This window comes from Acidaminococcales bacterium (genome assembly GCA_031290885.1).
Taxonomy (GTDB): domain Bacteria; phylum Bacillota; class Negativicutes; order Acidaminococcales; family JAISLQ01; genus JAISLQ01.
Window position 1 is genome coordinate 40,481 of the sequence record JAISLQ010000075.1, and the last position, 20,463, is coordinate 60,943.

At 54.5% G+C, this 20,463-nt stretch carries 16 protein-coding genes and 1 tRNA gene; 7 read left to right on the forward strand and 10 right to left on the reverse strand.

Annotated elements, in window-relative coordinates; translation table 11 throughout:
* Positions 1-4: 4 nt before the first annotated feature.
* The 3 genes from LBO03_09420 to LBO03_09430 are packed head-to-tail and all read left to right on the forward strand — an operon-like array spanning position 5 to position 3,196.
* A complete protein-coding gene (locus LBO03_09420; protein MDR3349793.1) occupies positions 5-1,315 on the forward strand; it encodes a hypothetical protein in 1,311 nt (436 codons plus the stop codon).
* Between the two features lie 16 nt (positions 1,316-1,331).
* On the forward strand, positions 1,332-2,207 hold the full coding sequence (locus tag LBO03_09425; GenBank protein MDR3349794.1) for an enoyl-CoA hydratase/isomerase family protein: 876 nt from the start codon (positions 1,332-1,334) through the stop codon (positions 2,205-2,207).
* Between the two features lie 41 nt (positions 2,208-2,248).
* On the forward strand, positions 2,249-3,196 hold the full coding sequence (locus tag LBO03_09430) for a nitronate monooxygenase (protein MDR3349795.1): 948 nt from the start codon (positions 2,249-2,251) through the stop codon (positions 3,194-3,196).
* Between the two features lie 173 nt (positions 3,197-3,369).
* Here the strand turns inward: LBO03_09430 and LBO03_09435 are convergent, their stop codons facing one another.
* The 10 genes from LBO03_09435 to LBO03_09480 all read right to left on the reverse strand — a co-directional run bounded on the left by LBO03_09435 (position 3,370) and on the right by LBO03_09480 (position 16,962).
* Positions 3,370-4,002 (reverse strand): tyrosine-type recombinase/integrase, encoded by a 633-nt coding sequence (locus LBO03_09435; protein MDR3349796.1) that lies wholly within the window; start codon positions 4,000-4,002, stop codon positions 3,370-3,372.
* Between the two features lie 221 nt (positions 4,003-4,223).
* Positions 4,224-5,525, reverse strand: coding sequence for a bifunctional folylpolyglutamate synthase/dihydrofolate synthase (locus tag LBO03_09440; protein MDR3349797.1), 1,302 nt, complete (start codon positions 5,523-5,525; stop codon positions 4,224-4,226).
* Positions 5,526-5,719: 194 nt separating this feature from the next.
* A complete protein-coding gene (locus LBO03_09445; protein ID MDR3349798.1) occupies positions 5,720-8,383 on the reverse strand; it encodes a valine--tRNA ligase in 2,664 nt (887 codons plus the stop codon).
* Between the two features lie 37 nt (positions 8,384-8,420).
* A complete protein-coding gene (locus LBO03_09450) occupies positions 8,421-9,500 on the reverse strand; it encodes an AbrB family transcriptional regulator (GenBank protein MDR3349799.1) in 1,080 nt (359 codons plus the stop codon).
* 92 nt (positions 9,501-9,592) lie between these two features.
* Positions 9,593-10,216, reverse strand: a complete 624-nt coding sequence (gene yihA / locus LBO03_09455) for a ribosome biogenesis GTP-binding protein YihA/YsxC (GenBank protein ID MDR3349800.1) — start codon at positions 10,214-10,216, stop codon at positions 9,593-9,595.
* Positions 10,209-12,548 carry an endopeptidase La gene (lon, locus tag LBO03_09460; GenBank protein MDR3349801.1) on the reverse strand — a complete coding sequence of 780 codons (2,340 nt, stop codon included), beginning with the start codon at positions 12,546-12,548 and terminating at the stop codon, positions 10,209-10,211. Before lon ends, yihA begins: the two co-directional genes overlap by 8 nt.
* Before the next feature lie 313 nt (positions 12,549-12,861).
* On the reverse strand, positions 12,862-14,160 hold the full coding sequence (gene clpX / locus LBO03_09465; GenBank protein ID MDR3349802.1) for an ATP-dependent Clp protease ATP-binding subunit ClpX: 1,299 nt from the start codon (positions 14,158-14,160) through the stop codon (positions 12,862-12,864).
* Between the two features lie 22 nt (positions 14,161-14,182).
* Complete coding sequence (clpP, locus tag LBO03_09470) at positions 14,183-14,782, reverse strand: ATP-dependent Clp endopeptidase proteolytic subunit ClpP (GenBank protein ID MDR3349803.1); 600 nt, start codon at positions 14,780-14,782, stop codon at positions 14,183-14,185.
* Between the two features lie 3 nt (positions 14,783-14,785).
* Positions 14,786-16,111 carry a trigger factor gene (gene tig, locus LBO03_09475; protein ID MDR3349804.1) on the reverse strand — a complete coding sequence of 442 codons (1,326 nt, stop codon included), beginning with the start codon at positions 16,109-16,111 and terminating at the stop codon, positions 14,786-14,788.
* A 263-nt stretch (positions 16,112-16,374) separates the two neighbouring features.
* Positions 16,375-16,962, reverse strand: coding sequence for a DUF975 family protein (locus LBO03_09480; protein MDR3349805.1), 588 nt, complete (start codon positions 16,960-16,962; stop codon positions 16,375-16,377).
* Between the two features lie 459 nt (positions 16,963-17,421).
* Between LBO03_09480 and LBO03_09485 the strand changes: the two genes are divergently transcribed.
* The 4 genes from LBO03_09485 (at position 17,422) to LBO03_09500 (ending at position 20,404) form a co-directional block, all read left to right on the forward strand.
* The gene (locus tag LBO03_09485) at positions 17,422-18,228 is read left to right on the forward strand and encodes a conjugal transfer protein TraX (GenBank protein ID MDR3349806.1); all 807 of its coding nucleotides are present in this window, start codon (positions 17,422-17,424) and stop codon (positions 18,226-18,228) included.
* A 264-nt stretch (positions 18,229-18,492) separates the two neighbouring features.
* Positions 18,493-18,582 (forward strand) — tRNA-Ser (locus LBO03_09490).
* 102 nt (positions 18,583-18,684) lie between these two features.
* The gene (locus LBO03_09495) at positions 18,685-19,398 is read left to right on the forward strand and encodes an SfiI family type II restriction endonuclease (protein MDR3349807.1); all 714 of its coding nucleotides are present in this window, start codon (positions 18,685-18,687) and stop codon (positions 19,396-19,398) included.
* 7 nt (positions 19,399-19,405) lie between these two features.
* Positions 19,406-20,404, forward strand: a complete 999-nt coding sequence (locus LBO03_09500; protein ID MDR3349808.1) for a site-specific DNA-methyltransferase — start codon at positions 19,406-19,408, stop codon at positions 20,402-20,404.
* The last annotated feature ends 59 nt before the right edge of the window (positions 20,405-20,463 follow it).

Genomic DNA, 20,463 nt, shown 5'->3' on the forward strand with positions numbered 1-20,463 from the left:
ATTTATGGACAAATACAAGAAAGAATACCTAAACAAAAAAATGACGCCCGCGGAAATCGCCTCTTATGTAAAGTCCGGTTTTGTTTGCGCCTGCCCTTCCGCCCTCGGCGAACCGCGCTCCATCGTAAGGGCTGTCTGCGCCCATGCTTTGCGCGCCAACCTTAAAGACGTTCGGCATAACATAACCTTTCCGCAATATCCCCTGCCCCTTTACGACGACGAAACAATAAGCGGCCACGTGCGCGGCGTGCTTTGGTTCGTCGGAGCCGTTTCGCGCAAAGCCGTAAATGAAGGCCGGGCGGACATGATGCCTTGCTATTATAAAGACATTCCCGGCTTATGGCAAAATACTGTAAAAGCGGATGTTTTTTACGCTGCGGTTTCGCCGATGGACAAACACGGCTATTTCAGTTTTGGACTTACCGGCAGCGAAGCCGTAGCGCAAATGGAAAGGGCGGATTTGCGCTTTCTGGAAGTAAACTCCACCGTCCCGCGCACGCACGGCAGCGCCTTCATACACATTTCGCAAATAACGGGCCTCTGCGAAAGCGACGAGGCGGTCATGACTTTGCCGGAGCCGGGCGAGATGGACGCGGATAGCCTAAGCATCGGCAAATATGTCGCCGCGGAAATAGAAAACGGCTCAACGCTGCAACTGGGCTGGGGCAACGTGCCCAGCGCGGCAGGGCAAGCCCTGGCGGACAAACAGGATCTCGGCATCCATACGGAACTGTTTACCGACAGCATGCTTTCGCTGATCGAATGTGGCGCGGTAACCAACAGCCGCAAGAACATTGACCGCTACAAAAACATTACGGCTTTCGCCTTGGGCAGCCGTAAGTTGTATGATTTCATGGACGACAACCAGGCAGTGGAAATCCGTGCGGTTGACTATGTAAACGATCCGGGCGTAATCGCGCTGAACGACAAAGCCGTTTCCGTAAACGCGGGCCTGGAAATCGACTTTTTGGGCCAAGTTTGCGCCGAAACCTTGAACGGCCGTCCGTACAGCTCTACCGGCGGGCAGGTGGACTTCGTGCGCGGCGCGCAAATGTCCAAAGGCGGGCGTTCCTTCATTACCATGCCGTCCACCGCGAAAGGCGGGGAACTAAGCCGCATAAAAGCAACGCTTGGCAAAGGCTCTGTCGTTACCACCGGCAAAAACGAAGTCGATTGCATCGTCACGGAATACGGCATAGCGCGCCTGAAAGGGAAAACTTGGTCGCAGCGGGCAAAAGCGCTGATTGCCATTGCCCACCCGAAATTTCGGGAAAACCTGATTTTTGAAGGAAAAAAACTCAATATAATAATATAGGAAGGATGAATTTATTATGGCATACGCAACGATTAAGTACGAAGTAAAAGATCGGATTTGCACCATTACGTTGAACAGGCCGGAAAAACTGAATTCCTACACCCCGCAGATGGCTGCCGATATAAACGCCGCGCTTGACGTGGCCAATCGTGACGACAACATCCGCGCGGTAATTTTCACAGGTGCGGCCAACACAAAGATACCCGCTTTTTGCGCCGGCTCGGATCTGTCGGAAGGCAATCCGTTCAATTTTTCCGAAACGGATTTTTTCACTATGAGGGACACAGGCGGCACCAACGCCCTCAGCTTATATAAAATGCGAAAGCCCGTCATTGCCGCCATCAACGGCGCCGCCGTGGGAATTGGCGCGACATTGCCGCTTTCGATGGACATAAGGGTCATGTCCGAAACGGCAAAAATGGGATTTGTTTTCGTTCGGAGAGGTTTTGTAAACGAAGCTTGTTCCAGCTGGTACCTATCAAAAATAGTCGGGTTGGCCAAGGCCATGGAATGGGTGTTAAGCGGCCGTTTAATCAAAGCGGACGAAGCTTACAGATGCGGCCTGGTCAATGACGTCGTGGCGCCGGAGCGCGTCTATGAACGCGCCGTGGAAATTGCCGCTGAAATCCGCGACAACGCGGCGCCGGTATCGGTTGCCCTTTGCCGGCAAATGATTTATCAGATGGCCGGGACAAGGCATCCCATGACCGCCCACAAGATCGAGTCCGCCTGCTATTACCATATCGGGCAGTTGAGCGACGCGGAAGAAGGCGCCAATTCTTTCTTGGAAAAGCGCCCGCCCGCGTTCAAAAACAGCGTATTTAATGATATGCCGGCCGTATATCCTTGGTTTGACGAGCCGGAATTTCCCAAAAACATACAATCGGTATAGTTTCAGCCTCTGTATCCGGGCGAAAGGGAGCCGAGGCGTCAATGACAAACAAACTTACGGAACTATTGGGCATTAAATGTCCCATCATCCAGGGCGGCATGGCTTATGTTTCGGACGCGGCGCTGGCGGCGGCCGTCTCCAACGCCGGCGGCGCGGGCGTCATAGCGCTGGGCGGGCGCGATGCCGATTGGGCGCGCGCGCAAATCAGAAAAGCTAAGTCCCTGACCGACAAAACCTTTGGCGTCAATATCGCCTTGATAGAACCTAACGTCAAAGAACTCGTCCAAGCCGTATGTGAGGAAAAACCGGCTTTCGCGGCTACCGGCGCGGGCAACCCCGTTCCCTGGATAGACGCGTTCCATCGGGCGGGGATCAAAGTCATGCCGGTCGTCCCGAGCGTAAAGCTGGCCAGGCGGGTGGAAGACGCGGGAGCGGACGCCCTGGTCATAGAAGGGATGGAAGCGGGAGGGCATATCGGTACGCTGACGACCATGGCCCTGATGAGCAACGTCATACCGCAAATAACGAAAATACCGGTCGTCGCCGGCGGCGGCATCGCCGACGGCCGAGCCCTCGCCGCGGCGTTAGTCATGGGCGCGGCGGGCGTGCAGATAGGGTCGCGTTTTCTCATCAGCGCCGAAAGCCCCGCCCATCCCAAAGCCAAAGAAAAAATTATCGGTGCCACGGACACGGACAGCGCAGTTACGGGGTTTTCCCGCAAAGCGGGCGTACGCGGCCTAAAAAACGCTTTCACGGAAAAATTCCTGCGGCTGGAAACATCCGGCGCCCCCATCGAGGAACTCAACGCCCTGTCCACAGGAACGAACCGCCTGGCGCTTATTGAAGGCGACGTTGACAACGGTTTCGTGCAAGCCGGGCAAAGCCTCAACCTTTTGACCAAAATACAGCCTTGCGCGGAAATCATCGCGGAAATCATGAGCGACGCGCGCAAAATCCTCTCCGACGCCCCTAAAATAGCGCTATATTAAAGAGCGGCAAGACATAAGCCCTGCTTTTACACGCGGGGCTTACGTCTTGTTTAAAAACAATTCGCTCAAAAGCCGCGAAAAGCGCGAAGGCGAGGAAAGAATCATCCCTATGTTTTGCCTATCGCAGGGCGGCAATTTTTCTTGCGAATCTTATCCGTGTCCCGGGGCCGGCATCAATCAGACGCTTTCTTGTCCTTGCCCCTGCCTCGTTCCCTTTCCCTGCCGGCGCGCAAAAAGTCCATGCCCTTGTACAGATTGTCCCTGTCATCCTGATCTATGGCGAGATAACGCTTGGTTACCTCATAGGAAGAATGGTTGTAGACGTCCATAATGAGAACCGGCGATTTTTGCGCCCGCCAAGCGTGATAACCCAAGGTCTTGCGCAAAGAATGGGGGCAAATGCGCCCGGCAATATTAAGATATAAAGCCGTGTCTTTTATTATCCGCCAGGCCTGGCTGCGGCTGAGCGGTTTTTCTTTGCTTCTGCCGCCGGGAAAAAGATAATTTCCGCTATGCGCCCGGCCGCCGGCGAAACAGGTTTTCAGCGCCTCTTTGGCGTCCCGGTTCAAAGCGATGAGCCTTTCTTTGCCGGTTTTGCTTTCTTTTACGGCAAGGTGGCTCCTGAACCTTTTCCCGGCAAAATCATAGACCTGTTCCCAGGTGAGGGAAAGCAGGTCGCTGACGCGGAGCGCGGTAGCGATCCCCAGCACGATGAGGAGATAATTGCGGCGCTGCCCTTTATTCAGGCAATAAAGGGCTATTTTGCGTATGTCGCGCTTTTTTCTGATTGGGTCGGCCTTGTTCATTTTGACAAACACATCCTTTTCTTTTTTTACTATGTCATTATAAAAAATAGTCAGGACGGCGTATTGGCTGCGAGTTCTGCGGCGACATAACAAACATAACAAACATAACAAATTAGATTATAGTGCGGTTTTCGCGGAAAAGCCAACGCGACACAATGGCCATTGTGTCGCGTTGGCTTTTCCTTTGTTCCCCTGCCGGAGGATTTTTTGCGAGGCGTTTCTCAGGGCGCCGCATCCCCTCTTGCCGACTGGCTTTTCCAAATGCTTTTGGCCTGGCCGGCCAGATACAAAGAGCCGGCGATACAGACCGCCCCGTCCTCCCCCGCGTCGGCTTCCGCTTGCCTAAGGGCGTTTTCCAAGTCATCGGCTACCGAATTTTTGCCCCGGCTGTATTTTACGATTTCGTCCGGGCTGGCCGCCCGCGCGCTGCTGTCCGCCGGCACCGCGATCAAGGAGTCTTCTTCGCCCACCAGTTCTTCGACTATGCCTTTTATATCTTTGTCTTTCATTATGCCCAGCACGAAAGAAATCCTTTTGCCCGGGCAGTATTTGTTGAGCGCCGCCCGCAGCGCGATCGCGCCGCTGAGGTTATGCGCGCCGTCCAATATTACGCAGGGCGCTTTGGAATAAAGCTCCAACCGCCCGGGCCATTTTACCGTCTCGAGCCCCTTTTGCATGGAAGCGACGGTTATTTCCGGATGTTTGGCGCACAAAAGCCTTGCCGCCATAACCGCCAGGGCGGCGTTGGTCACTTGGTGGTCGCCGCCCAGTGCCAATTTAAAATTGGCCACAAAATCGCCGCTTCGGAAAATGAAGCGCTGTTGCGTCAAGTCGCCGCCCAGCCCGATCGCCGTAAAATCCGAGCGGAATATATGAATGGGGCAGCGCAGGGAGGCCGCCTTGTCTATCAGCGTATTGAGCGCGACGCTTTCCGCCGCGGTTACGACCGGCACGCCGGGTTTGATGATGCCGGCTTTTTCCTGCGCGACGTTTTCTATCGTTTCGCCCAAATATTCTATATGGTCAATCGCCACATTGGTAATAACGGAACACTCGGGCGTTATCACGTTGGTCGCGTCCCACCGGCCGCCCATGCCTACTTCCAGCACGGCGGCGGCAATCCCGGCCTTTTGGAAAAGCCGGAAGGCGGCGGCGGTAACCAGTTCAAACTGGCTGGGTTCCTCAAGCTCCTCGCCGGCCTCCTTCGCCGCTTGCGCCACCGCGCCGACGGCTTCGCCGAATTCCTCGTCGGTAACGTCGCGCCCGCAGATGTTTATGCGTTCGTTCCACTTCTCCAAGTGCGGGGAAGTGAACTTGCCCACCTTGAGCCCGGACGCCTCAAATATGCTGGTCAGCATGCTGGTTACCGATCCTTTGCCGTTGGTGCCGGTCACATGCACATAAAAGATCCCTTCCTGCGGCCGGCCGAGCTTGTCCAGCAAGATCTTTATCCGCTCCAGCCCAGGTTTTATCCCGTGGTTGCCTTTCCCTGTCAGATAGTTTAAAGTTTCCTGGTAATTCATGTTTTCACCCCGGTAACAAAATTAATGGCCTTTACGCCGTTCCCCGATTAAACCCAAGCTGCGCGGGCAAACTTTTCGCCCCATCAAGCGCAAAAAGCGCTCAGGAAAGGCCTGGCGACGATTTCGGGCAAAGCGGCAAGGCAAATTGCCGCTTTGTCAGCCGGGGCGGCAATCCCTGGAAGCCGCCGCGACCGTCAGGCAAGGCCGGCAAGATATGCCATCCGCTCTTTGAGCGCCGCCAGCCTCTCTCCACATTCCCGGCGTTTTTCCTCTTCTTTGGCCACCACCGCAGCTGGCGCCTTCGCCAAAAATTCCCGGTTGGCCAGTTTGTCGACAAGGCGGCTCAATTCTTTCTCCAGCGCCTCCTTCTCTTTGCCCAGCCGGCCGGCCTCTTTTTCTACATCAATAAGGCCGCGCAAAGGCAGATATATCTCCGCGCCGGAAATTACCGAAGTTACGGCGTTTTCCGGCTTAGGGGCGTCGCCAGGGGATATTTCCACCTGTTCCGCCATCGCCAAAGTTTCAATATAACCGGCCTGCTCCCGCAAAACACGCCGCAGCCCACTGTCCGGCGACTGCAATATGACGCTGATTTTTTTCCCGGGCGCAACGTCCATCTGCGCCCGCATGTTGCGTATTGCCCGTACACTGTCCATAATCAGCCGCATATCGCTTTCCGCGCCTTCGTCTACAAGGCCGGCGCCCCCCCCTTGGGGCCAGGCCGCCGTCATTATGCTCACGCCCTCTTCTTTGCGCGGCAGCGCCTGCCAGATTTCTTCCGTAATGAAAGGCATGAAAGGATGCAAAAGCTTCAGCGCGCCTTCCCATACCTCGCGCAAGGTATCCTGCGCGCGTTGGCGTTCACCTGCGGCTTCTTTGTCGTAAAGCGCCGGTTTGGACAGTTCAATGTACCAGCCGCAAAACTCGTCCCAGATAAATTCATAGACGAGCCGCGCCGCTTCGCCTATTTCATATTTTTCCAGCAAAGCGGTGGTTTCCTTTGCCGCGCGGGCAAAACGCGAAAGTATCCAGCGATCCGCCAGCCGGCAGGGAGAGGGGATGCCCTGCCCCGCCTTGTAATCTTCCAGGTTCATAAGGACAAAGCGCGCGGCGTTCCATATTTTGTTGGCAAAGTTGCGGCTGGCCTCCGCCTTTTCCCAATAAAACCGCATATCGTTGCCCGGCGCGCTGCCGGTAACCAAAGTAAAGCGCAGGCTGTCGGCGCCGTATTTTTCAATTACTTCCAAGGGGTCTATGCCGTTGCCCAGGGATTTGCTCATCTTCCTGCCCTGGCCGTCGCGGACAAGGCCGTGGATGAATACATGGCGGAAAGGCGGGGCTTGCTGGAATTCCAGCCCCATGACCATCATGCGCGCCACCCAGAAAAAAATTATGTCATAAGCGGTAACCAACACGCTGGTCGGATAAAAAAACGACAAGTCTTCGGTCCGGTCAGGCCAGCCCAAGGTAGAAAAAGGCCACAGGGCGGAACTGAACCAAGTGTCAAGCACGTCCTCGTCCTGGCGCGTATGGCCGCCGCATTCAGGGCAGGCGGCGACATCCCACGCCGAAACGACCGTCTGCCCGCATTTTTCGCAATACCAGGCGGGTATGCGGTGTCCCCACCAAATCTGCCGGGAAATGCACCAATCGCGGATGTTTTCCAGCCAGTTTTCGTAAATTTTGGCAAAGCGCCCGGGAACAAAACGGGTTCGCCCGTCTTTTACCGCCGCCAGCGGCTCGGCGGCCAGCGGCGCCATTTTGACAAACCACTGCAAGGAGACCAAAGGCTCCGTCACCGTGCCGCAGCGCTGGCAATGGCCCACCGCGTGCGCGTGCTTCTCGACCCCGGCCAAGAGCCCTTCTGCTTCGATTTTGCGCACGATGGCTTCGCGGCAGGCGTAACGGTCCATGCCCACGAATTCCCCGGCGGCGGCCGTCATGAAACCTTCTTTGTCTATGACCACGATTTGCGCAAGGGCATGCCGCTCGCCTATGGCAAAATCGTTAGGGTCATGGGCGGGCGTTACCTTGACCGCGCCGGTGCCGAAAGCCGGGTCGACATATTCGTCGGCGATCACCGGCACTATTCGCCCGCAGGCGGGCACGCGCAATTTCCGGCCGACGAAGCGCCCGTAGCGGCCATCGCCCGGATGCACGGCCACCGCCGTGTCGCCCGGGATGGTTTCCGGCCGGGTGGTCGCGACCGTGACAAAAGAATCTTCGCCGTCGGCCAGCGGGTAGCGCACCTGCCAGAGAAAACCGTCCTGCTCCTCGTGTTCCACTTCTATGTCGCTCAAAGCGGTATGGCAGTTCACGCACCAGTTGGTCATGCGCAGGCCGCGATAGACAAGGCCTTTTTCATACAGGCGGACGAATACCTCGCGCACGGCGCGGGAACACCCCTCGTCCAAGGTGAACCGCTCCCGCTCCCAGTCGCAGGAAGAACCCAGCCGGCGGAGCTGATTGGCAATCCGCCCGCCGTATTTTTGTTTCCATTGCCAGACCCGCTCGATGAACTTTTCCCGCCCCAGGTCGTAACGGCTCAAATTTTCCTCTTTCCGCAAAGTTTCTTCCAATTTTGCCTGGGTGGCGATGCCGGCATGATCGGTCCCCGGCAGCCAAAGCGCGCTATAGCCCTGCATCCGCCGCCAGCGGATCAAAATGTCCTGGAAGGTGCCATCGGCGGCGTGCCCCATGTGCAGCTGCCCGGTAACATTGGGCGGCGGTATGACTATGCAAAAAGGTTTTTTAGCTTGCGACGGCTCCACGTGAAACAATCGGTTTTCTTCCCAGAACCCGTACCATTTCCCCTCTACCGACTGCGGATCGTATACTGTGGGTATATTTTTTATCATTGGCAGCCTCCTGCAAAAATGCCATGGAAAGTCTTCGTCAAAGGGAAAGCGGCGGCGGCCCCTGGCCGTGCGGACGGGTAAAATACCACTTCAGGCAAAGCGGCATGACAAAATTCAAAAAAAGCAAACGGAAAAGCTGATAAGCCAATATTATCGGCACATTTTCCCCCAGCGCCATGCCGGTTATGCTCATTTCGGCGGCCCCGCCCGGCGCGCAGGCCAAAAAGGCGGTGGCCAGGCTAAATCCCAGCAAATTACTCAAAAAATAGCCGATAACCAAACTGCCGGCGACGATCATAAGCGCGCCAAGCAAGCAAACGGGGAAAAGCCGGTGATTTTTGCTCAACTGGAAAGGATCGATAAAAGTGCCCAGATACAGGCCGGTCGTAACCTGGGCGACATTGACCAGCCAAACCGGCGCTGCCGGCAAAGGGACGTTCGCATAGATAGACAAGGCGCTGGCGGCGACGATCGGCCCTACGAAGAAAGAGGACGGAAAACGCATAAACTCAAAAAGCAGCGCGCCAAAGACGGCGGCCAGCGCCAACTGCCAATAAGAAAAGGCGAAATCCCACACCGTATGCAGATTGGCCGCCGCCACCGCCTGGCCGCTTGCGCCGAAACCATAGGCCAGCAAAACGGGAACCACGGCGATGGACATCATCAGCCGCACCGTCTGCAAAACGGCGACCACGCCAATATCCGCGCCCGGTATATTTTCGCAAATAAGCATCATGGGGGTAAGGCCGCCCGGCATATTGCCGATCACGCTGCTGGCGTAGCTTACGCCGGTAGTGCGGGTAGTCAGGAAAGCCAAAAAAACGCTCAGCGCTATGGCGGCGAAAGTAGCCAAGGTGATTCCCGGCAGTTGGTGCATTATTTCCCGTGCGGCTTCGTTTGTCACATAGGCGCCGATGTTGTAGCCCAGGGGGATCAAAAAAAGGTTGCGCAGGCCGCGGGGGAAAAATACCTGCGCCGGGTAACGCAATTTCAGCATGGCCGTCCAAAGCATCGGCCCTAAAATCCAAGGCAAAGGGATGCCCAACTGCAAAAAAAGAAGCGCGCTGCCAAGCCCTCCTATTACCATCGCCAAACGCGCCAAATAAACATTGCCCATCTTTTTACACTTCCCGGCGAGGCGGCGGCCCCGATATTTGCCGCATCGACTGCGGTAATGGGCGGCGGCCGGCACAGGCGGCCGCTCCCGGTTTACAATCCCCTGACGATATTGCCGATAAGTTCCGTCCGGCCGGTATTTTTTACCGCAGAGTACATAACCGCCCGCGCCAGATCCAAAGAAAGCGCCCGGCAAAGCCGCGCCTTCTGCGCGGCGGCGGCGGCGGCGGACAATTTGTCCGCTTTGGTCAGCGCCACTATGACGGGGATGCCCTCAGCGGCGAGCCACTCGTAACATTCACGGTCGTTCTGCATCAAATCGTGCCTTATATCTATAAGCTGGCAAAGAATTCTCAAATAGGGAGAGGACGTAACATATCGCCTGATAAATCCGGCCCAGGCGGCTTTGTCCGCCTTGGACGCTTTGGCGAAGCCGTATCCGGGAAGATCCACGAGGAAAAACTCTTTGGTGGCGGCGTCGCCGCCGGTCGTTTTAGCTTGCGCGGCAAAAAAATTTATGGTCCTCGTCTTGCCGGGCGATCCGCTTACCTTGGCCAAACGGCTGCGGCGGCAAAGAGAGTTGATGAGCGACGACTTGCCGACGTTCGACCTGCCGATAAAAGCCGCCTCCGGCCAACCGTCCGGCGGATACTGGGCGGGCGTTACGGCCGAAATTACATAGCGCGCACTGACTATGTCCCATGTTTGTTCAGGCATTGGCGTCTTCCAGGGCCAGGGCGAGCACCTCGTCCATATGACTTACCGGCACAAACTCAATGCTCTTTTTTATGGTGGGCGGTATGTCCTCAAGGTCTTTTTCGTTGGCGACCGGCAGCACCACTTTTTTTACGCCGTAGCGGTGGGCGGCCAGCACTTTTTCCTTGATGCCGCCGACCGGCAGCACCCGGCCGCGCAGCGTAATTTCGCCCGTCATGGCCATGTCCGCGTATACCCTGCGCCCGGTAAGGGCGGAAGCCATGGAAGTCGCCATAGTGATGCCGGCGGAAGGCCCGTCTTTCGGGATGGCCCCTTCCGGCAGATGCACATGTATGTCAAGCTCTTTGTAAAAATCGCCCGGTATCTTCAATTCATCCGCCTTGCGCCTGATATAAGTATAGCCGGCGCGGGCGGATTCTTTCATCACGTCGCCCATCTGCCCGGTCAGCAGCAAATCGCCCTTGCCGCGCGTTACCGACGTTTCCACTTCCAGCACTTCGCCCCCGACGCTGGTCCAGGCTAGGCCGGTGGCCACGCCGGTTTCCGGCTCGGCCCGTTTTTCGGTTTGCGTGTATTTGGGCACGCCGAGATATTGGGGGATGTTTGAAGCCGTTACGGACACGCCGCTTTTTTTGTTTTTCTTCAAAACCCTGCGCGCGGCCTTGCGGCAGACGGAAGCGATGCCGCGCTCCAATTCCCGCACGCCGGCTTCGCGCGTATATTCGCGGATGATACGGATGACGGCCTTTTCCGAAATGCCGATAAGTCCGCCGTCAAGTCCGTGCTGCTTTATCTGTTTGGGCATGAGGTAGCGCGAAGCGATCTCTTTTTTCTCCAACTCCGTGTACCCGGGAATGGATATGACCTCCATCCGATCGAGCAGCGGCTTGGGTATGGGATGGGTAATGTTGGCCGTTACTATCCAGAACACTTTGGAAAGATCAAAAGGCAGTTCCACATAATGGTCGCTGAAAGCGTTGTTCTGCTCCGGATCCAGCACTTCGAGGAGGGCGGAGGACGGATCTCCCCTGAAATCGCTGCTCAACTTGTCCACCTCATCCAAAAGAAAGACCGGGTTTTTAAAGCCGCAATTGCGCATCCCCTGGATGATGCGGCCGGGCAGAGAACCCACATAAGTACGGCGGTGGCCGCGTATTTCGGCTTCGTCCTTTATCCCGCCCAAAGAAGCGCGGGTAAACTTGCGCCCCATGGCCCGCGCCACCGATTTGGCGATGGAAGTCTTGCCGACGCCGGGCGGCCCGACCAGGCACAAAATGGGCCCTTTCATGTCGGCGGTCAAGCTGCGCACTGCCAGATATTCAAGTATGCGTTCCTTGACCTTTTCCAGGCCATAATGATCCTCGTCCAATATCTTCTCCGCCCTGGCCATGTCCAAGTTGTCCTCGGAAACGGCCGTCCAGGGCAGGGAGAGCAGGATGTCTATATAAGAGCGGACTACCGCGCTTTCGGAAGTCATTGCCGGCATTTTTTCCAGGCGGCCTATCTCCTTGCCTATCTTTTCGCGCACTTCCTCCGGCAGCCCGGCGGCGCTAAGCCGCTGGCGGAATTCCGCCGTTTCGGCCAGCCGGTCGTCCTTGTCTCCAAGCTCTTTGTTTATCGCCTTTATCTGCTCGCGCAGATAATACTCCTTCTGATTTTTCCCCACTTGCTTGCGCACCCGCTGGGAGATTTTCTTTTCGATTTCCAATATTTCCAGTTCGCGGCTCAAAATATCATACAACAAATTAAGCCGTTCGCTTACATTTATCGCGTTGAGCAGTTTTTGCTTGTCGTCAATGTTGATGGCGAGATGCCCGGCGATAATGTCGGACAGCCGCCCCGCCTCCTCCACGCCCAAAATGGACAGGAGTGTGTCGGACGGTATTTTCTTGCCGTTCTTTACCCATTGCTCAAACTGCTCGCCCACCAGCCTTTTCAATGTCTCTATTTCGGGCGTGGCAAAATCTTCCTCAAAATGCTCCGTAACCTTTACCGCTATATAATCGCCGCTGTCGTCAAACTCCCTGATGCTGGCCCGGCGCATGCCCTCGACCAATATCCGCGTGCCGCCGCCGGGCAGCTTTTGCAGCAATTTTATCTGCATGAGCGTACCTACCGGGAAAATGTCGGCAAGGCCCGGATTTTCCGTATGGGCTTCCTTTTGCGTGGCCAGCATGATAAGGCGGTCATTGAGCATGGCCGCTTCGAGGGCTTTGATCGATTTGTCCCGGCCGACGTCCAAATGAATGATCATGGTCGGGAAAACCAATATTCCGCGCAAGGGCAGGAGTGGGTAAGCGCGTTGATTGTCTCCGTTATTGATAATGGTCATTGTCAATCATCTCCAATGCATAGCCGCAGAAAACGCGGAAAAAGGGGGGAAAGGACGCAGCCCTTCCCCCGAACCGGCCATAAAGCCAGATTTTGGCGCATTCCCCCAGCGGGCGCCGCAGGAAAAACATATATTTATGCGCCATATTTGAAAGATGCGGCATCTCCAAGCGGCTCACTGCGGCTGTCCTTTGTCAATAATGCCGCCGTTTCCATATCCGCAGCCCCTATTTCATTTTCGGCGTTGAACGCCCCTTCCATGCAGCGACCGGCCCGGCGCCGGAGAAAGCACGGCCCGCGCCGAAAGCCAGCGGCTACGCCGAAGCTTCCTTTTTCTTTTTGCTGCCCTCGTAAAGCAAAACAGGCTCGGCGCGTTTGAGCACGACCTCTTCGGTCACGATGCACTTGTTTATATCGCTGCGCGAAGGCACTTCATACATAACGTTGCGCATTATGCTCTCAATGATCGACCTTAGCCCGCGCGCCCCCGTATTGCGCCGCAAAGCCTCCCGGGCGATGGCGGCCAGCGCGTCCTCGTTAAATTCCAAATCGACTTTGTCCATGCGGAGAAATTTCTGGTATTGCTTGATCAGGGCGTTCCTGGGCTCCTTGAGTATGCTGATCAACGAGCCTTCGTCCAGCGCGTCCAATGTAACCACTACCGGCAGCCTGCCGACGAATTCCGGTATCAGGCCGTATTTCAAAAGATCCTCGGGCAGCACATATTTCAAAAGCTCGTCCTTGTTGCCGTCTTTCCTGCTTTTTATATCCGCGCCGAAACCCATGGTCTTCTTGCCGATGCGGTTGCTGATGATGCCTTCAATGCCGGCGAAAGCGCCGCCGCAGATGAACAGTATATTGGTCGTGTCCATCTGCAGGAACTCCTGATGCGGGTGTTTGCGGCCGCCCTGCGGCGGCACGCTGGCCACGGTGCCTTCCAATATCTTCAGCAGCGCCTGCTGCACCCCCTCGCCCGACACATCGCGGGTAATGGAAGGGTTCTCGGATTTCCTGGCTATTTTGTCTATTTCGTCTATGTAGATTATGCCGCGCTCGGCCTTGTCGACTTCAAAATCCGCCGCCTGGATCAACTTGAGCAATATATTCTCGACATCCTCGCCCACGTAACCGGCTTCGGTCAAAGAAGTGGCATCGGCGATCGCGAACGGGACATTGAGCAGCCTGGCCAAGGTCTGCGCCAGCAGGGTCTTGCCGCTGCCGGTAGGCCCGAGCATGATTATATTGGACTTTTGCAATTCCACCTCGTCCGCCTTGCCCTTGTCGCGTTTGCCGGCGCCGGCGCCGTATCCGCCGCTGATCCGCTTGTAGTGGTTATAGACGGCGACCGACAGCGATTTTTTCGCTTCATCTTGGCCGACCACGTACTGATCCAGGATCGCCTTTATTTCCCGCGGTTTGGGCAGCGCCCTGCTGTCGACGGACTTGGACTGCTCGCTCCGCTCTTCGTCGATTATCTCGTTGCACAGATCTATGCATTCGTCGCAAATATAGACGTTCGGCCCTGCGACCAGCTTTTTCACCTGTTCCTGCAGCTTGCCGCAGAAAGAACATTTAAGCTGCCCTTTGTCGTCGCCGCCGTTAAACTTAATCATACTGCATCACCTCATTTTCAGCTTACGCTTTGCCCGGCTTTTCGCCCCGGGCAATGACCTTGTCAATCAATCCATATTCCTGGGCCGCCTGCGCCGACATGAAATAATCGCGTTCGGTGTCCTGCCGGATCTTTTCAAGCGGCTGGCCGGTATGTTTAACCAATATCTCGTTGCCGACCTCGCGCAGGCGCAATATTTCCCGCGCCTGTATGTCTATGTCGGTCGCCTGGCCCTGCGCGCCGCCCAGCGGCTGGTGGATCATTATTCTGGAATAAGGCAGCGAATAACGCTTGCCGGCCGCGCCCGCCGTCAGCAAAAGCGCCCCCATGCTGGCGGCCATGCCGATGCAAATCGTGGAAACATCGGATTTTATATACTGCATAGTGTCATAAATCGCCAAGCCGGCCGTTACGGAGCCGCCCGGGCTGTTTATATAAAGATGTATGTCCTTGTCCGGCTCCTCCGATTCCAAAAAAAGCAGCTGGGCAATGACAAGGTTGGCCATCATGTCGTGTATTGTCCCGCCGATAAAAACAATGCGGTCTTTCAAAAGGCGGGAATAAATATCGTAAGCCCGTTCGCCGCGGTTTGACTGCTCGACAACAATCGGCACAAAGTTCACTGTTTAACGCCCCTCTTCCGTAGCTTCGCCCTGTTCCCCGGCGTCCTCGGCGCTTGCGTCAATTATAAACCGGGCGGCCTTTCGCCGCAAAACCGACGCGGCAAGCTGCTTGATGTTGCCGGTCTTCACCAAGGCCTTTTTGACCTCGTCCAACGGCTGTTTGTACTGGGCGGCCATCCGCTCAATCTCTTTTGTCAATTCCTCTTCGCTTACTTCAATGCCTTCCGCTTCGGCGATCGCGTCCATGACCAGTTCGGCCTTGATGTCTTCCAGCGCGGCCTCTTTTTTTTCTTCGCGCAGCTCTTCCAAAGTCTTGCCCATATACTTAAGATAATCGTCAAAATTCAGCCCGCGCCGTTTCAAGCTGTTGGCCGTGTCCATGATCATCTCGGACGCGCGCTCCTGCGCCATCGCGTCCGGTATCGTCAAAACCGCGCCGTCCACCGCAGCTTTCAGGATATTATTTTCATATTCGTTCCGCGCGGACAGCAGCGCCGCTTTTTCCAAGTTTTCCCGGCAATTTTCCCGCCACTGATCAATGGTGAAAAAATCACTGTTGTCTTTGATAAATTCATCCGTAACCTCCGGCGCCTGGCGGCGTTTCACGTCATGCACCGTTACGCTGAACTGCGCCTCTTTGCCGGCCAGTTCCGCAGCAGGATAGTCGCCCGGAAAATTGACCTTTATCACGCGCTCCTCGCCCGCCCCCGCGCCCAAAAGCTGATCCTCGAACCCGGGGATGAAACTGCCGGAGCCGATTTCCAGCGGATAACTCTTGCCCTCGCCGCCATTAAAAGGCTGCCCGTCAATCGTGCCTTTAAAGTCAATTACGGCGAAATCGCCCTTGCCCAACTTAGCGCCTTCCACGACCACCATGGAAGATTTTCGCTCGCGCAGTTTTTCCAGCGCATCGTCAATGTCCGCGCCGGTGATTTCGCGAACGGCCTTTTTCGCGCTCAGGCCTTTGTATTGTCCCAACTGAACCTCAGGCTTCACCGCGACCGTTACCTTAAAAACCATGTCCCGGTCTTCCGCCAGCGTCTCAACGTCCACGCTCGGACGGCTGACCGGCTGTACGCCCGTTTGCTCCAGCGCCTCAACATAGCTTTTTTGCGCTAAGATATCAAAGGCTTCTTCCTGGATCGCCGGCAATCCCACGCGCTTTTCCACAATTTTGCGCGGTGCCTTGCCCTTTCTGAACCCCGGCACGGACAACTTTCCGGCAATATTGCGCCAGGCTTTGTCATAAGCCTTCCCCACGACGGCCTGCGGCACGGTGATGGTTAAAACTACCTGGTTGTTTTCCAATTTTTCCGTTGACACATTCATTATATAAAAACGGCCCCCTCAATTGCTGAACTGTGCGCCAAAAACGACGGAAACCCGGCGCGCGCGCCTGACCGCGCGGCAAACCAATGTCCGGCGGCGGTCAAATCTCCCGTTCAATATCAGCCGCATTCAACTTATATGTCGGCTTTTTCGATTGACATTACACGACTGCTTATAATATCATAGCACAAACGCCCGTCAATGACAAGACGGGCATTGCGTTTTCCGATTTTTGCCAGGCTTCGGCGCCGGATTCTGCCCGTTTAGCGCAAAAGCGCGCCGGGGGCGGCCTCTGCCTCTGCGCTGGGCAAGCTCGCGGCACTATATTCCTTCAAATTTTGATAAAAAAGGGCCATGGCCGCTTCCAAATACACATTGGCAAAGACCGTGGCGATGCCCGCAGCAAGAAAGGCCAAGAAAGGGGCATAGGGCAGCAATATAAACAATATAACCACAGGGCTCAGCATCCAGCCGAAAAAACTCAGGTCAAGCCAAAACAGGCGCATTTTATGCCCGCGCATCATCTCCGCGCTGGCATCTATCGCCTGGTTGGCGGAAAGGTGCGGGGCGTCGGCTTTGACGTACCAAGCCATGGAGTAGCCAAGGCCTTTGACTATCCCGGGTATGATCAAAAGCAGCGACCAAAAGAAAGTATACGCGCTAATCAATAAAAGCAGCCAAACATTTCGGCGAAAAGCGGCAAAATCCCTGAAACTGGCAAATATGGCCGCTACGCCCGGCGCATCGCCCCGGACCAGGCGCAAGAAATATAGCGAGACGCCCGCTTTAAATTGAGCGGCAACCAGCCAAGACACAACAAAAAGCGCAAAAGAAAATGTCGGCAGGGGCATAACATCCGGCTCTCCGGCGGCATACTTCGCCGCAAAATTCAGGCCTCCAACGGCATTTCCCGCAAGAGCAGCCAAAAAAACAACTGCGGCCGCGCCGGGCCACTTGCCGCTTAGTTTAGCCAAAGCGCCCTGGCGCAATTCATAAGCCGTCCTCAACCTAAAATCCGGCTGACATTGCATCACGCTTACCTCCTGTTTTTAACCTCGGAGCCGATCCATTTCGCTTTGGCCGGCCAGCGCTTCGCGCGCCGGAGAGCCCCGGATCCGCCGCTTCCGATAACGGCATTATAGCACAAAAACGCCACGGCGGCAACCAAAGGCAATTGACGCCCGGCGGCCGCCGTGTTACAATAAAATTGCAAAAATGGAAGAACCCGACACGCAAAAATCCCCTCCGCCACAGGGGATTTTTATCTTTCGGCCGTGTTCGCGCGGCCTATGCAGGGGGTGCATTGCGCGATGGCTGCCGACTATGGGAAGCGCCGTTGGGAAATTTTTACCGGCGGACAGTTGAAGCTTATCGGCGCCGCCCTGATGGTATTTGACCATTTGCGCCAAATGTTTTCGGCGCACGGCGCCCCCGAATGGTTTTACTGGCTTGGCCGGCCGGCCGCGCCGCTCTTTGCCTTTTTATGCGCGGAAGGCTTTGCCCATACGCATAGCCGGGGCAAATACACGCTGCGCTTGCTGATCGGCTTTGAATTCATGAACGCGGCCTCCAACCTGCTCGCCCGCGCTTTCCCAAGCCACAGCGTTGTTTTGCTCAACAACATTTTTGAAACCTTTCTGCTCGCTGTTGTTTATATGTGGCTCACGGACAAACTGCGCCGGGAAATTGCGGAAAAAAATTACCGCAAAGCGTTCCTTTCTGCCCTGCTCATGCTCCTGGCCGCGGCGGCGGGCATCGCCGCCTTCAATCTGCTATTGGATCCGGCCGCCCTGCCGTCCGTGCCGCTTTGGCTGAAAATACTCTTGCTCCGGGCGATCCCCAACCTGGCGGTTACCGAGGGAGGATTTGTTTTCGTACTAATGACCGTACTTTTTTACCTTTTCCGCGCACACCGCCCTTGGCAAATATTGACGCTCCTTTTGACCGGCGCCCTCTGTTTTTGCTTAGGCGCGGAGGCGCAGGCCCTCATGTCCTTCGCCGCGGTTTTCATGCTTTTGTATAACGGCGAACGGGGCAAGGCCGGCAAATACTTTTTCTACATTTTCTATCCGGCGCACATCTACCTTTTCTATTTGGCCGCCTGGTATGCCAAATGAAGCCTCCGGCCACGGCAAAAGCTTATGTTTTCGCCGTCCGCGCAAAAACGCGGCCATGTCGCTGTCGCCGCCGCAAACGAAAACACATTCCGTGAAATCGCCCGCGAGAATGGGCGCCGAACAGAAAAAACGCGGCAACGCTCAGGCCACGGCCGGGAAAGAAGCGGCGCGGCTTGTTGACAAACCAGCGTCTTTTCATTATACTGTTATGTGCCACGGCTTAAGCGTACCGTAGCGCAATTTAATATCCGCCTTGGCGGCCACGGAGAGATGTCTGAGTGGTTGAAGGAGCACGCCTGGAAAGCGTGTGTAGTCGAAAGGCTACCGAGGGTTCGAATCCCTCTCTCTCCGCCACTATGGACAAATGCGAACCCGGCTCGCGCGTTTATCGCCGGGAAGTCGTTCGCGGTAGTGTTTCAATTAGACTTTAATAAATGATAGGGAAGTATATTTTTAATGTTTGTCGACGCAAGAGACCTTTCCCTTGATGAGATAGAAAACATTGAAAAACTGACTCTTCGTTGGCTTGTCCAAGCAACAATGGATTTTGGCTTTGATGCCTACGATATTTTCTATTATTCACCCGATAGCGTCAAGGATGTTGCAGAAGACATTACCCGTGAAATTGTTGACCGACTTCCAGGGTACAATACTACACAACGAATATTCGGCACTGTGGATTATAAAAAAGCTCGCTACATAATCTTGCCCAACCAAATTGTAAGGCAGGCTCTCTTTGTTGACTCTAAAGCTGAGAAAACGAATCAAACAGCAACACTTCAAATTTCACAAACATCTCTCGAAATTCGTCAGATGCGGAGTGGCTCAATTGTGAACGTACAAGGCAGATTGCCAGCAATTTATCCCCATGACAATAACAATTATTTAAGTACGACTCTTCTTCTGCACTACTGTTACGAAGATATTGAGAATCGACATTTTCTCAAAGATATTACAGTATGCTGCGTGCCAAATGGTTTGTTACAGGAACGTTATAATCCAACACCAGAAAGAACTTTTTGGGTTGCCGGTCGAAACGCACCTTCGTTAGGAGAGGAGTTTCGCACAAGGATTAGTTTTGCGCGCTTAATTGCGCTAACTCCTTGGAGGGTTCAACGAATAAATATCATTCGCGAGGAAACAAAATTATCGCATTCTTGGCAGGAGTAGGGGGGCTATGAAATATCTTGATGTAAATCGGGTATATTGCGGTGACGCGAGAGACTTACTGCCAAAAATTTATCCAAACTCAATTTCACTGAGCGTTTGGTCGCCACCTTATCATGTGGGTAAAGACTATGAAAAAACGATGACCTATGGTGAGTGGGTCAATTTATTGTCTATCGTAATAGAGTTGCATTTTAACATTTTAAAACCAGGCGGATTTTTAGCGATAAATATCGCAGATATATTATGCTATAAAGACGGATCTATGCCTCAAATTATGGCCGAGAATGTGAGTAGGCGTAAAGTTTCGATTACTAAAGAACAGATTCTTGAAGCATGGTCACAACACGCGACTTATTCACGAAAGCAAATTGCTGAATTGATGGGGTGCAGCGAACAGACAATTGATAGAAGAATAAACGGCAACAATGTCCGTGGCGGCAAATATTCTCCGCAAACTAGAGTGAAACTTGCTGGCAATATTCTTGAAGATGCAGCATACAAGAGTTCATTATATCTTTATGATCGTCGTATTTGGGTAAAAGATCCCGCTTGGGAGAATAGTAGGTGGCATACTATATCTTATCGGGCCATTGACGAATTTGAATACGTCTATATTTTCTGGAAGCCAGGCATTACCACTATAGATCGTTCCAGACTTAGCAAGGATGAGTGGATAAACTGGGGGTCTCGCGCAGTTTGGAATATTGCATCTGTAAGGGCGAATGATAATCACGAGTCAAAATATCCGATTGAACTGCCTCGACGTTTGATTCAATTACTAACTGTTCCAGGCGAAACAGTTCTTGATTGTTTTATTGGAAGCGGCACAAGTGCTGTTGCCGCAATAATTGAAGATAGAAATTATATCGGCATTGACAAAGAGCCTAAATCTGTGCATTTAACTAATTTAGCGTGCAAAGATGCATTTGCAAATAAAGTTACGATAGAAAACGCTCGAATGGAAGGCGAAAACCATTTTAACAAGCAGGCCGCGAAGCGGACTTAACGGAAAACTCAAAATGAGTTTTCAGAGGGTGTTAGGATTCGCCCTTATTCCCGATGGTA

Bases quoted from the DNA above. Each gene is read 5' to 3' on its own strand.
- LBO03_09500 (MDR3349808.1), top strand. From the start codon at position 19,406: ATGAAATATCTTGATGTAAATCGGGTATATTGCGGTGACGCGAGAGAC.
- LBO03_09450 (MDR3349799.1), bottom strand. From the start codon at position 9,500: ATGGGCAATGTTTATTTGGCGCGTTTGGCGATGGTAATAGGAGGGCTT.
- tig (MDR3349804.1), bottom strand. From the start codon at position 16,111: ATGAATGTGTCAACGGAAAAATTGGAAAACAACCAGGTAGTTTTAACC.
- lon (MDR3349801.1), bottom strand. From the start codon at position 12,548: ATGACCATTATCAATAACGGAGACAATCAACGCGCTTACCCACTCCTG.
- LBO03_09420 (MDR3349793.1), top strand. From the start codon at position 5: ATGGACAAATACAAGAAAGAATACCTAAACAAAAAAATGACGCCCGCG.
- LBO03_09430 (MDR3349795.1), top strand. From the start codon at position 2,249: ATGACAAACAAACTTACGGAACTATTGGGCATTAAATGTCCCATCATC.
- LBO03_09440 (MDR3349797.1), bottom strand. From the start codon at position 5,525: ATGAATTACCAGGAAACTTTAAACTATCTGACAGGGAAAGGCAACCAC.
- LBO03_09480 (MDR3349805.1), bottom strand. From the start codon at position 16,962: ATGCCCCTGCCGACATTTTCTTTTGCGCTTTTTGTTGTGTCTTGGCTG.
- yihA (MDR3349800.1), bottom strand. From the start codon at position 10,216: ATGCCTGAACAAACATGGGACATAGTCAGTGCGCGCTATGTAATTTCG.
- LBO03_09425 (MDR3349794.1), top strand. From the start codon at position 1,332: ATGGCATACGCAACGATTAAGTACGAAGTAAAAGATCGGATTTGCACC.
- LBO03_09445 (MDR3349798.1), bottom strand. From the start codon at position 8,383: ATGATAAAAAATATACCCACAGTATACGATCCGCAGTCGGTAGAGGGG.
- LBO03_09495 (MDR3349807.1), top strand. From the start codon at position 18,685: ATGTTTGTCGACGCAAGAGACCTTTCCCTTGATGAGATAGAAAACATT.
- clpX (MDR3349802.1), bottom strand. From the start codon at position 14,160: ATGATTAAGTTTAACGGCGGCGACGACAAAGGGCAGCTTAAATGTTCT.
- LBO03_09485 (MDR3349806.1), top strand. From the start codon at position 17,422: ATGGCTGCCGACTATGGGAAGCGCCGTTGGGAAATTTTTACCGGCGGA.
- LBO03_09435 (MDR3349796.1), bottom strand. From the start codon at position 4,002: ATGAACAAGGCCGACCCAATCAGAAAAAAGCGCGACATACGCAAAATA.